10 protein-coding genes are annotated in these 14,587 nt (G+C 47.8%); 2 read left to right on the top strand and 8 right to left on the bottom strand.

Features of this window, described 5'->3' with window-relative positions; all coding sequences use genetic code 11:
- The first annotated feature begins 1,021 nt into the window (after positions 1-1,021).
- A complete protein-coding gene (locus ACSTTG_RS01210) occupies positions 1,022-1,516 on the top strand; it encodes a hypothetical protein (RefSeq protein ID WP_438473572.1) in 495 nt (164 codons plus the stop codon).
- A 330-nt stretch (positions 1,517-1,846) separates the two neighbouring features.
- On the opposite strand, the gene ACSTTG_RS01205 is transcribed toward ACSTTG_RS01210, so the two are convergent.
- The 3 genes from ACSTTG_RS01205 to ACSTTG_RS01195 form a co-directional block, all read right to left on the bottom strand.
- Complete coding sequence (locus ACSTTG_RS01205; RefSeq protein ID WP_438473570.1) at positions 1,847-2,581, bottom strand: alpha/beta fold hydrolase; 735 nt, start codon at positions 2,579-2,581, stop codon at positions 1,847-1,849.
- A gap of 168 nt (positions 2,582-2,749) precedes the next feature.
- The gene (locus ACSTTG_RS01200) at positions 2,750-3,961 is read right to left on the bottom strand and encodes an acetamidase/formamidase family protein (protein ID WP_438459930.1); all 1,212 of its coding nucleotides are present in this window, start codon (positions 3,959-3,961) and stop codon (positions 2,750-2,752) included.
- Positions 3,962-4,423: 462 nt separating this feature from the next.
- Positions 4,424-6,154 (bottom strand): amidohydrolase, encoded by a 1,731-nt coding sequence (locus tag ACSTTG_RS01195; protein WP_438459931.1) that lies wholly within the window; start codon positions 6,152-6,154, stop codon positions 4,424-4,426.
- 132 nt (positions 6,155-6,286) lie between these two features.
- Here ACSTTG_RS01195 and ACSTTG_RS01190 point away from each other — a divergent pair, with 132 nt between their 5' ends.
- A complete protein-coding gene (locus ACSTTG_RS01190) occupies positions 6,287-7,216 on the top strand; it encodes a LysR family transcriptional regulator (protein WP_438473569.1) in 930 nt (309 codons plus the stop codon).
- A gap of 365 nt (positions 7,217-7,581) precedes the next feature.
- On the opposite strand, the gene ACSTTG_RS01185 is transcribed toward ACSTTG_RS01190, so the two are convergent.
- The 5 genes from ACSTTG_RS01185 to nirB all read right to left on the bottom strand — a co-directional run bounded on the left by ACSTTG_RS01185 (position 7,582) and on the right by nirB (position 14,513).
- Positions 7,582-8,019: a DUF3859 domain-containing protein gene (locus ACSTTG_RS01185; RefSeq protein ID WP_438459933.1), complete on the bottom strand. Its 438-nt coding sequence runs from the start codon at positions 8,017-8,019 to the stop codon at positions 7,582-7,584.
- Between the two features lie 177 nt (positions 8,020-8,196).
- A complete protein-coding gene (locus ACSTTG_RS01180; protein ID WP_438473568.1) occupies positions 8,197-9,942 on the bottom strand; it encodes a bifunctional protein-serine/threonine kinase/phosphatase in 1,746 nt (581 codons plus the stop codon).
- A gap of 116 nt (positions 9,943-10,058) precedes the next feature.
- Positions 10,059-11,528, bottom strand: coding sequence for a NarK family nitrate/nitrite MFS transporter (locus tag ACSTTG_RS01175; RefSeq protein WP_438473567.1), 1,470 nt, complete (start codon positions 11,526-11,528; stop codon positions 10,059-10,061).
- A 62-nt stretch (positions 11,529-11,590) separates the two neighbouring features.
- Positions 11,591-11,944, bottom strand: coding sequence for a nitrite reductase small subunit NirD (nirD, locus tag ACSTTG_RS01170; protein ID WP_438460188.1), 354 nt, complete (start codon positions 11,942-11,944; stop codon positions 11,591-11,593).
- Positions 11,945-11,963: 19 nt separating this feature from the next.
- Positions 11,964-14,513 (bottom strand): nitrite reductase large subunit NirB, encoded by a 2,550-nt coding sequence (gene nirB / locus ACSTTG_RS01165; RefSeq protein ID WP_438473565.1) that lies wholly within the window; start codon positions 14,511-14,513, stop codon positions 11,964-11,966.
- Between the last annotated feature and the right edge of the window lie 74 nt (positions 14,514-14,587).

The raw sequence follows: 14,587 nt of genomic DNA, 5'->3' as shown, positions 1-14,587 counted from the left end.
CGTATGATCACGCCTTTAAGTCAGGTGACCTATGAACAAAATTAATCGCTTTTTACTCGCTCCGTGTTGATACACATCCCTTATACCTAGAGTTGGTTAAACACTAACTCAGAACACATTTCTTTAAGTTAGCAAATACCACACCGTTGTCAGTGATCCACCTAAGCAGTTTTGAACTGTATCCTGAGTAAATTTCAATCACAAGGTCATCAAGTTGACCTTTACTAAAACGATTTTGCCCCATAACGAGTTTGGGGCGTGCAGTCGCTCAAAATACTGATGTGCGGTTTGCACTACTTTAATTTATATGTTGTAGGTGTCTGGATAGCCGGGTTCATACCAACCCATAACATTGGCGATTTAAATTTTCGTATAGTGACACGATTGCATAAAAGCCTAGATTTTCTCAGAAAAGGGCTGAACGTTTTCGCATCGGGTTTACTAGTTACGTTGGTTAAATGGAGTTTAGGTCGCTTTCTGATTGGTACATGACATTGTAAATTATATTGCGATAGATGTTTGATTTAGTTGCTTGATAACTTGCTGGAATGTAATAATTATGTTGCTCTAAGTTTGTTTTTGGTGGTAGGTTAGGTACCGATCCTAATAAGCGTTATGCACCTATGGTGTTGGAGGTTGTTTGTGTTTTACATTGGCATCGCTGTGATAATTATATCAATGGTTCAGTTTTCGGGACTGTTTATACATTCGATATCTCCGAACTTAGGTTTTGGTCATCAATTATCTCTGTCAGTAGTCTCATTGTTTGTCGGCTTGCAAATATGCTTGGCGCGCTCTAAGTGGCCGTCTGGAGAAGTACAAGTGTTATCTGGGACGTTTAGTAAGTTGTTGCTGTTTTTATACGCAGTAATTAGCTATTTCCTATTTTGGGGTGGCTATTGGGCTCAGTTCGGAAGCAGTTAATAGCACATTGTTCAAGTAGACTACTAACAGTTAGCGATTTTATTTTAGCTGGGGTCAGTTAGTACTTAACATAGCGTTATGTCTAAGGGAGAAAGAGATGCGCAAAGTGGTTGTAGAGTCCAATATTAATAACGTATTACAACATGTAAAAAGTGATTTTAGCTTTAAAAAATTTATTTCTGAACTGGATGGCTTTCCTTTCAATTGTCATGAGGAACTGTGTACAGCGATAAATGCTAAGAAAGTAGAAATAAATCACCGCTCTTTACAGATGAACGGTGTAGTTTTCTCAGCAATTTCACTTAAGAATGAGCAGTTAATAATTAAAGCACTTCTATATCTGGCGATAGGTATGGCGCTCTTAATACCAGCTGGTGCAATATTTATCTTTAATGAATTAATTTACTCAATTGCAGCAATACCTATTGTTTTGATGATGATTTTGGTCGTTAGGCGAGTTCATAATCGAGCAATAATTAAATCGATGCAAGAGTCGGAGTTAGCTGTCTGTTTTTTGTATCAATTCAGTGAAATTGTATTGTTAAATAAGGAAACTAAAGAGGCTTATCAGTTCGTACCTCCTTCTACATAACAAGGCATGGAAATGGACGCACCAAGTTTCGGCTCTTTTGGTTTGAAATGTGGTGTGTTTTGCTAGCTTGGTTGGGAGTGCCAGTTGTTTTCGGTTGGTTGATTTGGCCATTCGATAAGAGGTTTTGCCATACGCAAGATTATGCTAGATTTATCGAATTAAGTATCAACCCTAACGCGTTTCTGTCCAGAACCTTGCTGACTGGGGTTCTGGCACACTTGTGATCACCAAGCAATTCTGTCGTATCGTAACTACCAAGCGACTTTGTCGTTAAGCTAAATACCAAGGGAAAGTGACGGGCCCTAAAGGAATTTTAATCAAATACCTTTTTCATGTTCCTTCGCCAAAGGAACCATTTTGGAGATAGTTGATAACTTGCTCTACGACAGAAGGGTGATTTCTGAGCTGGTGGTGCATCAATGGTACTTGCCAATAATCATTCATACCTTCAAGTGTTGCTGAATCGACACTCACCAAGCCGTCGTTAGGTTTTGCGAATAAGTAAGAGGTTAGCCGATAGCTTTTTGTGCCAGCGATAATGCCAAAAGGGTAATCTGGTGCGGGCAGGGTTTTAGCTAGCCCATCGTCAAGGGTGACGAGTGAATTGGCGACCTCGCCAAACCAGCCTGCCCAAAATTTTTGCGTGTAATAGTCGGCGACATCACTGCCATGATGGGGCGTGCCAATAAACACTACCTGGCCAAGCCGGTGATCATCTTTAAGCGATTTATTGATGTGTAAATGGTGACGGATAATCAAGCCGCCTAGAGAGTGTCCAACGAAATGGATTGTCTGATCGCCATCAAGGCATGCTGTGATTTGACGTTCGGTATCGAGCATCAGCTGTTCAACAGTGACGCCAATCGATGAGTAGTCGAGTACGCAGGTTTGATAGCCCTCATCGATCAAGCCTTGTGCTAGGTTAGTCATAGAGTCAGCGCTTCGGCCTAGGCCGTGGACAATGACGACCTTCTCTGCGTTGGGGTTTAGCGTGGGTGAAGGGTGAGATACACACGCGACTGAAGTGAGTGATAACAGTACGATGGCAAAGGTGGCAAGCTTCATCTGAGATCCAAAAACATGCGTCGGGCTTGAGTGGATCATATTACCTTTATTGTTGCTTTGTGTCAGCGAGCGTAATGATTGCTTGGCTTGGCAGCCCACCAGCCATGGAATGGGTTTTAGGAGGTTAGCCTGTACCACAAGGCACAAGCTAACCGAGGAATGATTCAATTAGTCTTGTTCAAACTCCGCAAAGTCAGCTTTGCGGATCTTAGCGTGGATCCCTTTGGTCTTATCAACCACCTGAGAGACAGCAAAATCCGTGTTAGCACTTAAGTAGGCCAGCGCAACTTGCTCCTCTATGCCGTAGTGATTGACAAGAAACCTTACCGCTTCACGAGTTGCGTTTTGCATCGCGATGTTGAGATCCTCATCTAAACCCACTGGCATCCAAAACTCCGCCGTTTCTCCGAGTGGAGTGTCGATAAACGCTCCAGGGATCGCGTCGGAGCCTTGCTTAAGAATGGTCAGTTTAAAGGTTGCTCGAACTGACGCCTCAAGTGCCGTTAGTGCTACTTCACCATCACCTTGGTTAAAGTGACTATCGCCAGTGAAGAACATTGCGCCATCGACATTGACACGGTAATAGGCACTGGTGCCTTCAATAAGGTCTTTTACATCTAGGTTGCCGCCGAAGTATTGTGGAGCAACAGAGTGGATAGGGAACTCTTTGTCCGGTGCGACTCCCATAATGCCCATAAAGGGATTGAGTGGGAATACGATATTTTTATCACCTGAGGCAAGCTTGCCGAAGTAAGCATCGTCTTGCTTGTATATCGGAGACAAGATAGAGACGTTGCCGTAGCGCTCAGGGAACTCGGCACTTGGATTGGCCTGCGGCTGCCTTTTTGGAAACTCACCGACAAGTGCTCCTTTACCATGGCGATTAGAGATAACACCATAGGGTACGCGCGGCTCAAGCTTAACAATATCGACTTTAAGCACGTCACCAGGCTTAGCGCCTTTGATCTCAACAGGGCCAGTCACAATATGTGGACCGTCTTTAAAAAAGTCATGCTCCAAATCAGAGCCTGCGATGTCAACCGCGTCTTCTAGGACAAACTCTTTCGAGTAACCGTGTTCACCAAAGTACTTGAGTGGGTTGCGTCCCTGATCTTCTAAGATCCCTTCATGAGACACGGTATCAAACACCACAATGTCGCCCGAATTAATCGAAGCCACTGGTGGTGTCAATCGGTTGGGCAGGTAGCCCCACATAATGGTATTAGTCGTTGATGGGACATAGTGTGAGTTAGCGTAGCGGCCAGACTCGATAAAGGTGGGTTCATCATAAAGAGGCTGCAATACTTCAATGCCATCCATAGTGGCTGCTTGAACAGATAGAGAACAAGCCAACAGCGCAAATAGTGACTTTTTAGTCATTTTTACTTCCTTGGTTTTTATTGTAAAACAACCTGTTAAAGCAAATGGTATGCCGTCATTTTAAAATAGTTATTCGATAAGGGATGTGGAGGGTGCGATTGTCTAAGGGGTTGTGTTTTGTAGCAAAATAATGCATCCCTGCACTATTAGTGCGCAATTTAAATTAAGGTTTATGAAGTTAGTTAGGAATGAGCTTTTAATGTTTAGTAATATGAAAATACAGCCCCTTTACTCGAGGGGCTGTGTGAAGTTGACTTGGCCAGAAACTGCGCTGCCTCTATAACTAGGCTTGGTCGTGGGCACGCACCTCAAACATCTTCTCTGCCATCATACAAGCTTGGAACTCAACAGTTTGACCTTTTGGTTGACGATCATTGGGGAATAGAGACAAAAGTTCAGCAGCGTGCTTGTAGCTTCTTAATACTGATGATTGAAATTGCTAAGACTCTCTAACCGCCATTATTATTGTGCACTAAACACAGTCTTACCTTCTTTAATCGTCTCAACGATTTGAATATCCTTCAACGTTTGAGGGTCAGCAGTTAGAGGGTTTTGCTCGAGAATAACCATATCGGCTAACTTACCAACTTCTAGAGTACCTTTACGATCTTCTTCACGTAGCTGATACGCTGCATTAATAGTTGACGCCTTAAGTGCTTCGAGAGCCGTTAGACGCTCGTCTTCACCCCATATACGGCCACTGCGGCTGGTGCGATTTACTGCCGACCAAACCAGATCCATTTGGTTTACAGGATGTACAGGCGCGTCATGGTGGATGGTGCTAGATATGCCATGCTTGAGTGCAGAGTTGACTGGTAGTAGGCGGTGGGTTCGCTCTGGGCCAAAGATATTTTTAGCGTGGAAGTCTGCATTATAGAACGCATGCGTCATTTGGAAGGTGATCGTTGCACCTAGATCTTTTGTGCGCTTTAGTTGATCCTCTTGTATTTGCTGCACGTGGATCAACTGGGTACGACGATCCTTCCCCGGATACGCTTTTTCTGCCTTCTCTATACCATCAAGAGCAATATCAACCGCACCATCACCTAGGGCGTGAACGAAAATTGGGATGTCTGCTTCATAGTACTCAAGCACATGCTGCTCCAGTGTCGTAGGCTGCATTGCGGTGTAACCAACGTAGTCTTTCTCACCTTCAAGCTGAACATAGTATGGCTCACGCAGATACGCAGTTCGGCCAGGAGAGCCACCATCAATTGTTGCCTTGCCACCCGCGATACGGAAGTGGTTGTTATACTCCTCCGAATAGAGTGGAATAACATCTTTTACAGATGCCTCTCCTTTCATATAGGGTGCACCTGCAATATCAATATACAATGCACCATTGTCCGCTAGGCCGCTCAGCAAGGCGACAGTGTTTGGTAAAAGACCCATGTCTGTCGCCGTAGTATAGCCTGCGGCAGCATAGTCTTTTTGAGCGCTAATCATAAAGCCAACCATTAGCTGCTCTAAGTAGTTGTCCGGACGAGTTTTATCTGGGTCCAATCCCAAAGTGGATATGTAATGAACCAACGCAGGCAAGAAAGCGTACTCTTCCAGAATACCATTGGGAACTTGAGAGCCTGCTTCACGCTGGATCACACCACCTTGAGGGTTTGGCGTATTTTCATCTATGCCTAGTATCTCCAATAGCTTGCTATTAGCAACGCCTTGGTGGCCAGAAAAGTGTGCCACCAGCAGTGGTACTTCTGTTGATACTTGGTCGAGGTCATGACGAGTCGGATGGCGACCATCCTCAAGCATCACGTTGTCATAGTTCATTCCAACTAACCAGTCCTGGCTGCCTTGCGGGCGTTTTGCTAAAGCAAACCCTAGGTTACGTTGAATATCCTTGATACTTGTAACGTTGCCAGCCGGTGCAGGATCCAATGCTACAGTCGAACGCTTCAAACCAACTGCAGTCAAATGACTGTGAGAGTCAATAAAGCCAGGCAATAGGGTTTGACCATTTAAGTCGATAAGGTTTGTCTGCGCCCCCTTGTGCTCTTCAGTCACTTTTACAGTACTTCCTATTGCTACGATTTCCCCATCCTTAACGGCTAGCGCTTCGGCCGTCGGCAGCGCATCATTTAGAGTCAGGATATCACCACCAAAATAGATAGCGTCGGCATTGGCGAGGGCCAACATCGGCGAAGCTGCAAATGCCAGCAGGCTCGCGAGGAGTGTTCTTTTCATTGTATTAGACCTTAATTTAATTATTTTAGTCAGCTAGTACCACGTAATGAACTAGCTACATCGGCATTGTAATAAGCTCTCAAAAAAAGTAACGTTATCACTATCCGCTCTCACTAAACCAAAATTCACAAAATGTTACAGTTCAATCTAGAGCAAATCTCAGCCTTCGTAGCGGTTGCTAAAGCAGGATCCTTTAATCAAGCGGCAAAACAGCAGGAAAAAAGTCGTTCAACCTTGCATCAACACGTTACTAATTTGGAAGTCGACTTAAATCTGACCTTGTTCCACCGGGAAGGAAAACGTTTATATCTGACCGTCGCTGGCCAATCCTTGTTAAAGCGCGCCAATCATTTTATTTATCAAGCGGAAGCACTACAAAACTGCGCGGATAGCCTTGCAAGCAGCGACACGAACGAATTGACCGTCATTCATGATGCTGTGCTGCCAACAAGCATCATGAGTGTGGCTGATCAATGGGTCAAAGACGCCTATCCAATGGTGAATATCCACTGGTTACATCGCAGCCGGAGTGAGATGTATCGCCAATTGAAGAAAGGCGAAGCTGACATAGGCCTCGCCTTATCAGCAAAAAACAGCTTACCTATGCAAGGAGTAGAGTTCTTCAACTTAGGCTCACTAAAAATGCAAGTTTATGCTAGTAAGCAGTCTACCCTTGCGCAAAGGCAGCCTTGTTCAGTTCATGATCTCTCAAGTCATACGCGACTGTTGCTAGAAGATTATATAGATACGCCGATTTTTAGACGCTCGGAGCTAGGGGGCCAAGACAAATTGTTGAGCAACGCCGATATGCTGATATCTTTGCTGGTTCAGGATGGATGGGCGTTTCTGCCTACTCTGTTGGCCAAGCAATATGACATAGACAATAAACTCACGCCGCTGTCACTCGAAGTGACAGAATCTCCCCACTTTGAGGAGTACATCCTCTACAGCAACAGGATTGACACCGCTGGGCCAGCCTTGAGTTTACTTATTAGCAGTCTAAAGCAATTGTTTGAGACCTATCTCACGCCGCTAGATACAGGATTTGATTCCACTAGATAATAGCAGGCCTAACAAATAAGGCATTGCCATCGGTACCTCTCTTAGCTCTACAATTCCTCGCTAAATTAACACTGATGCAGTTAGGCAAAGGGTACTTTTTGATCTCTGATGATCGCTGTTTGTGCCAACCTACCATCGAGGGTGACAAGCAAAGTGCCAATCTTATCAAATCGGCCAGGCCAAAGCTTTTGGGTGTAATAATCAGCAAAGACATAGCGTGCCAATGAATAGCATCTGTCTAAGTCTCTCTTACCCTTGAAGTAGGGTTAAGATAAACAGCGTTGAATTGCTAATACCGCCTTTACCTAAAAACTCAGCTATTGAACGGAGAGAGCGTTGTCACTAGCAGTGTGGTGCTAGTGTGTTTAGAAACCGCGTTGCTTCCAAAACTGGGCTTGGTCGCGGGCACTGACCTTAAAGGTTTTTTCCGCTACGGTGCGGCCTTCGATCTCAAGCACCATGCGCCATTCTCCGAGGTTGCTCTCTAGTCCCTCACTTGGGTGGAGCAGTTGGATGGTGTCACCAAGGTAAAAATTCCAGTCGTTGCTGCGCACATAGATCTCACCATCAAACGGCTCCAGCACTTGCCCTTTCTTGTTGATGATCCCAGGGTGATAAATGCAAAAGTTCAGTAGCGTGCCCTTGGCCTTTTTGATGTTGACAATAAAGCCAAATTCAATGCCTTCATCTGCAGGGACAATCGTGGTGAACTCTTTGATTTTAGGTAGGTCTTTGGATTTTGCATCCCAATGAGAATAGATGCCATAAGAGGTCATTTCGATAACCGGGGAACGTTTAGCCACTTGCAATAAACTCCAACAATAAAGGTTCGAGGGGCGGGGACGGGCTTTGCCCTTCGAGGTGCGAGGAGTATGCGGTTGCTGAATGTTCCTCGCTTATTGGAACAATGATTGCCTGTTTGTCCTGCCCAGAATGAGAGCGCATGCTAAACCATATTGGTAAGAAAAGGAATTGGGATATTAGAGCATTGCGACCCATTGCAGCATGACGATGAGCGCGAGGACGCCAGTGGCGAGCTTCCAGAATATCAGTGGGTTGCGTTCTATCAGCGGGCTGTCTTTCAGTTCTTTCTGCAGGGTTTGGTTGGGCGTGTAGAGGTCAAGCACGAACTCCGATAGCACATCATAGCGCCTTGCTGGAATAGGGTGGGTGCCTTTTTTAAACGCAAGGTCAACCCAGGCGGGAATATCATCACGAAAGTCACTGATGGGACGATAGTGCCATTTAGTGTGCCGCGCACTTTGCAGGTTTTGATTGCTGGAGGCTTGATAGGGCAGTTCACCAGTCAGCATCTCATAGCCAATCACTGCCACAGAAAATAGGTCGGATACCGTGTCGGCCACACCCGCGTTGATGTATTCCGGCGCGATATAATTGAGTGCTCCGAGTGGGACAGAGTCGTGACGTTCGGGTTCTATCTCGTCTAAGCCTAGTGCTTTGACGGAGCCGAAGTCGATGATCTTTATTGAGTCGTTGCTGGTGACCATGATGTTCTCAGGTTTTAGATCACGATGAACCATTTCGGCACGCTGGAACACACGCAGCGCTTTGATGATCTCATCGAGCAGCAAACGTACCTGCTGTAAGCTGGGTTTGGGGTTGTCATACATCCATTGACGCAAGGTCACGCCCTCGATGTACTCACAGACTTGATAGAGAAATTGTGAGTCGGCTGGGGTGGGATACATGCGCATGATCCGCTCGCTACTGAGTTGATTGGCGACCCAGTACTCGTTAGCAAACAGTTTTAGCGTGTGGATGTCGTCACTGTCATTTTGTGACGGGGTTTTGAGCACGTAGCGCTGGTTATTGGCTTGGTTATTGACTAAGTAGACGTGGCTGCGAGTTCCTGCGTGGAGCACTTTTTCCACTGCAAAGCCTTCCAGAACATTGCCTTCTTTGAGGGCGGGGGGGATCGCGCGACTGACAATATTCTGCTGATACTCAAGCTGAGAGTGGTCAGGCAGTTGCTGGATATCTACCGCAAGGCAGGTGATGTTATCTTGGCTCTGATCTTGATAGGCGCTTTTACACAGCTGGTGGCAGAGCAGTTCGTAGTCGCCGTCAGCTTCACTTAGCATCTGTTCCATCTGGCCATGGGCGACATAATCGTGCAAGCCATCGCTGGTCATCAAGAAACGATCGCCAGGCTCAAGACTGATCGCTTGGTAGTCGACGTCGAGTGAGGAGTCCATTCCGAGCGCGCGTGTGAGGTAGGCCGTTTTACCAAAATTGATTCGCTGATGGTCTCGGGTTAATTGTTGTAACTTTTTACCCCTGAGTAAGTAGATCCGCGTATCACCAACATGAAACAGGTGGGCGGTATTGGATTTAATGATTAGGCAACTAAAGGTGGTGACCAGGCCGTTATGGGCTGGGCCATACTGAGCGCCTTGCTCAAATAGCCAAGTGTTGAGGGAGTTAAGGATCTTATTTGCCGAGTGTTTGATGCTCCAGCTGTGTGGGGTCGCATAGTAATCTTCAATAAACTGCATCACCGCGGTTTGGCTGGCTTTCTGGCTATGCTCACTGCAGCTTACTCCATCAGCGATACAGGCGACGACGCCTTTGTGTACTAGCTCGTGGTGTTTACTCGGGACATTGACTGTAAACGCATCCTGATTTTCTTGGCGACGACCGATTAGCGAGTGCCCGCCGAAGTCAAGTTGCAGCTTGGAGAGTAAAAAAGCATTCTTCGAGTTCATCGCAATCCTTGCTCTAGTTCATGGCCTTGGTTGATAGCCGTCATTAACAGCTTTGAGGGTTAAGCGAGCAAACCCAGCTCGTAAGGGCTGGGTTCACTCTTGCCAAACTTAGGCGATCAGTTGGAGACATCAATCAGCGTCACGCTGCCGTCTTCATTGACCTCGGCAATCTTGCCGTTGGGCTCTTCCATAAACAGTAGCGCACCAAAACCCACCACCGCAGTGGCAGCGATCACGTAGAAGAAGGTTTGGTAGTCGACAAACGATAGCACCGTTAGGTAGGTTACCGCGCCCACGTTACCATACGCTCCGGTCATCCCTGCGATTTGCCCGGTCATACGGCGCTTGATCAGCGGCACAGTAGCAAACACCGCACCCTCACCCGCTTGAACAAAGAACGAGCACACCATAGCGCAGACTACAGCAAGCCAAACCGGCCAGTCACTCCCCACTTGGCCCATCATAAAGTAACCCACAGCCAGACCTGCGGTTAAAAATAGCAGGGTAGATTTACGACCAAACTTATCCGAAATCCAGCCGCCGCCAGGGCGCGACATCAGGTTCATAAAGGCGTATGCCGAGGCGACCATACCGGCCAATACCGCTGATAGACCAAAGGTTTCAGAGAAGAACAAAGGTAGCATGGAGACTACGGCCAGCTCTGAGCCAAAGGTGGCAAAGTACAGCACATTGAGCACCGCGACTTGCTTGAACTTGTACTGATGAATTTCTTCAACTGGCTTGGTAAAGATGCCCTTGTTGACCTTCCAGACTTGTGACGCCTCGATAAGGTAGAGCACCACTAGACCGGCATAGATAGAGTAAACCATGGTGTCGGTGAGCATGCCGATGCCCGATGGTGACAGTTTCCATGCCAGTAGGCCAAGCACGGCATACATCGGAATTTTCATACCCAGCAGGAAGTAAAAGTCACCTTTTGAGGTCACTTCCATGGCGGTTAGGTGCTTAGGCTTGAAGTAAGTAGAGCCTTTAGGTGTATCAGAAACGTTGCGATAAAAAACAAAAGAGAACACCAAGCTCATTACGCCAGTCACAGCAATTGCGTAGCGCCAGCCCTCGTCACCACCAAACAGCAGTGCAACGGTGGGTAGGGTGAACGCTGCTGCGGCTGAACCAAAGTTACCCCAGCCACCATAGATGCCCTCAGCGGTGCCAAGCTCATTGTGCGGGAACCACTCAGAGACCAAGCGAATACCAATCACAAAGCCAGCACCGATAAAGCCAAGCAGGAAGCGCGCGATGGCGGCTTGCATAAAGGAGTCGGCAAACGCGAACATAAAACACGGAATCGAACAGATGGCGAGCAGCGCGGAATAGACTAAGCGCGGACCGAATCTGTCGGTGAACATGCCTATCAGTACCCGAGCCGGGATGGTCAGTGCAACGTTGAGAATGAGTAGGGTTTTGATCTCCTGAGTAGTAAGGCCAAGGGTCTCTTTGACCATTTGCAATAGCGGTGCGAAGTTAAACCAGACGACAAAAGTAATAAAAAACGCCATCCAGCTGAGGTGGAGTATCTTCATCTTGCCCGTAAACGAGAAGATCGAAAATTTGCTGTTTTCCATAAAATTTTCCTCTTGAGTATTTCCGTATAAATAACTGACTTAAATAAAATTATTATGTTTGGTTATGCTTGAACTTGAACCTCTCCCTCAATCACTCTGATTGAGTAAGTGGGTATCTGGATCTCTGGCTCCTCAAGGCAGGCGCCGGTGCGAAGATGAAAATGCTGCTTGTACAGTGGCGAGGCGACATAGGGCTCGCCCTCAATTGAGCCGATGATCCCGCGTGAGAGAATATTGGCCTTGCCAAGTGGGTCGAAATTGTCGATGGCATACAGGTTGCCCGAGCGCTGGCAGTGAAAAATTGCCACCTGCTTGCCGTTGACCAGTGCGCATACACCGGTATTGGGCGTCAGGTCACTGGCTTTGCATACCGAGACCCAGGTCGTTTCAGGTTTGGTTTCAGGCTTGATGGTCATCGTGTTCATGGCGGTCTCCTTAAGAATTCACTTCAACGACATCAATGTCGCCAACGGTCTGTTGCGGGGCAGGGGCGGGCAGTTTCTGCTCACGAACCGAAATAAACTTCAGTCGCTCATCGCGCTCATCACTGTTGATAAAGTGCTGGAAGCGTTTGAGTTTCTCTGGTGAATCGAGGGTGGTTTTCCACTCACACTGGTACTTGGCGATATTGTCAGCCATCTGCTGCTCAAGCTCTTCGCCCAGACCTAGTTTGTCGTCAATCACGACTTGTTTGAGGTAGTCAATGCCGCCCTCGAGGTTCTCAAGCCACACTGAGGTGCGCTGCAGGCGATCGGCGGTGCGGATATAGAACATCAACACACGGTCGATGTATTTGATCAGTGTTTCTCGGTCGAGGTCGCTGGCAAACAGGTCGGCGTGACGTGGGCGCATGCCGCCGTTACCACACACGTACAAGTTCCAGCCGTTGTCGGTGGCGATGACTCCGATGTCTTTTGATTGGGCTTCGGCGCACTCACGTGTACAGCCTGACACGGCAAATTTCAGCTTGTGCGGTGCACGTAGGCCCTTGTAGCGATTCTCGATATCGATGGCAAAACCCACACTGTCATCGACACCATAGCGACACCAGGTACTGCCGACACACGATTTCACTGTACGTACCGCTTTGCCGTAGGCGTGACCGGTTTCAAAGCCAGCATCGACCAGTTTGCGCCATATGGTCGGTAGATCATTGAGTTGTGCGCCAAACAAATCGACTCGCTGTCCACCAGTGATCTTGGTGTAAAGGTCGAACTCTTTGGCGACTTCGCCAAGCGCGATGAGTTTATCGGGTGTGATCTCTCCCCCCGCAACACGCGGCACCACCGAATAGGTGCCATCTTTTTGCATATTGCCGAGGTAGATGTCATTGGTATCCTGCAACTCCATATGTTGGTTATCGAGGATATAGTCATTCCAGAAGGAGGCGAGGATTGAGCCGACGGCGGGTTTGCATATCTCACAGCCAAGGCCCTTACCGTACTGCTCTAGCAACTGATCAAAGGTTTTGATTTGATTGATCCGCACGATATCGGTCAGCTCTTGGCGGGTGTAAGCAAAGTGCTCACATAGGTCGCTATTGACCTCAACGCCGAGAGCAAGCAATTCGCTGTCTAACACCTGCTTGGCGAGCGCGCTACAGCCACCACAGCCGGTTGAGGCATTGGTAGTCTGCTTGAGGTCTGCCATGCTTGCGCAGCCACTAGAGACAGCTTGTTTAATATCCCCTTTGGTGACGTCAAAACACGAGCAGATCACCGCACTATCAGGCAGGGCTTCGACCCCCATGGCCGCGCCGGTGTCATCCGCCGCATTAGGCAGAATGAGTACGGAAGGGTTACTCGGCAGTGGCATATCGTTTTGCTTGTATTGCAGCAGCGTGCCGTAAGCCTCGGCATCACCGACCAATACCGCGCCAACAATCTTGCTGCCATCAGCCGAGATGATCAGGCGTTTATACACCTGCTCTATTTCATCGTTGTAGGTGTAGGACTGCGCCCCCTCGGTTTTACCGTGCACCTCACCGATACTTGCCACATCAACGCCAAGCAGTTTGAGCTTGGTGCTCATATCGGCGCCAGTAAACTCACTGTCGCCCTCAGGGTTTAAGATCTGCTCAGCTGCGACCTTTGCCATCTGATAGCCAGGGGCAACCAGACCAAAGATCCGCTGTTGCCATAGGGCGCACTCACCAATCGCGTATACATCCTCAAGGTTGGTTTGGCAGTGATTGTTGACCACGATGCCACCGCGTTCACCTAGAGTGATGTCTGTCCCTTTTGCTAGCTCGTCTTGCGGGCGGATCCCGGCAGAGAAGACAATCATATCGGTCTCGATATGGCTGCCATCAGCAAAGTTCATTCGATAGCGAGCATTCTCACCGGCGACAATCTCTTGGGTGGCTTTTTCGGTGTGTACGTGCACATCGAGCGCTTCAATCTTGCGCTTAAGCAGTGCGCCGCCGCCGTCATCGAGCTGCACCGCCATCAAGCGCGGGGCAAATTCCACTACATGAGTCTCAAGGCCAAGGTTTTTGATCGCGTTTGCCGCCTCAAGACCAAGCAGCCCGCCACCAATCACCACACCTGAGCGACTGGTCTCACTCGATAGGGCAATCGCATCTAAGTCTTCGATGGTGCGATAGACGTGACAATGGGGTTGATCATTACCGGGAATAGGGGGCACAAAGGGGTATGAGCCGGTGGCGAGGATCAATTTGTCGTAGGCTTCAATCCGTCCGGACTGAGTGATCACTTGCTTGGCATCGGTATCGATTTGGCTCACCTTATCATTAATCACAAAGCGCACGCCGTTGTCCTGATAGTAAGCTTCACTAGTCAAAGACAGGTCGTCAACGGTTTTACCGGTAAAGTAGGCCGTCAGCTGTACGCGATCATAGGCAAGCCTTGGCTCTTCACTAAAGGTGATGATCTCGATATCACTGCGCTTGGCGGCGATCAGGTGGTCGATAAACTTGTGTCCGACCATTCCATTGCCGACCACGACAATTTTCTGTTTACTCATGGCTTAATTCCTTAGCTCTCAGATTTTGCTATTTTTTTCTAAAGACATAGTTTGATTTTCTTGGGTCAATTATT

Origin of the sequence: Vibrio glycogenivorans (assembly GCF_051660965.1) — a bacterium.
Lineage (GTDB): Bacteria > Pseudomonadota > Gammaproteobacteria > Enterobacterales > Vibrionaceae > Vibrio.
The sequence above is the reverse complement of the archived record's forward strand: the minus strand, read 5'-3'. Positions and strand labels throughout refer to the sequence as shown.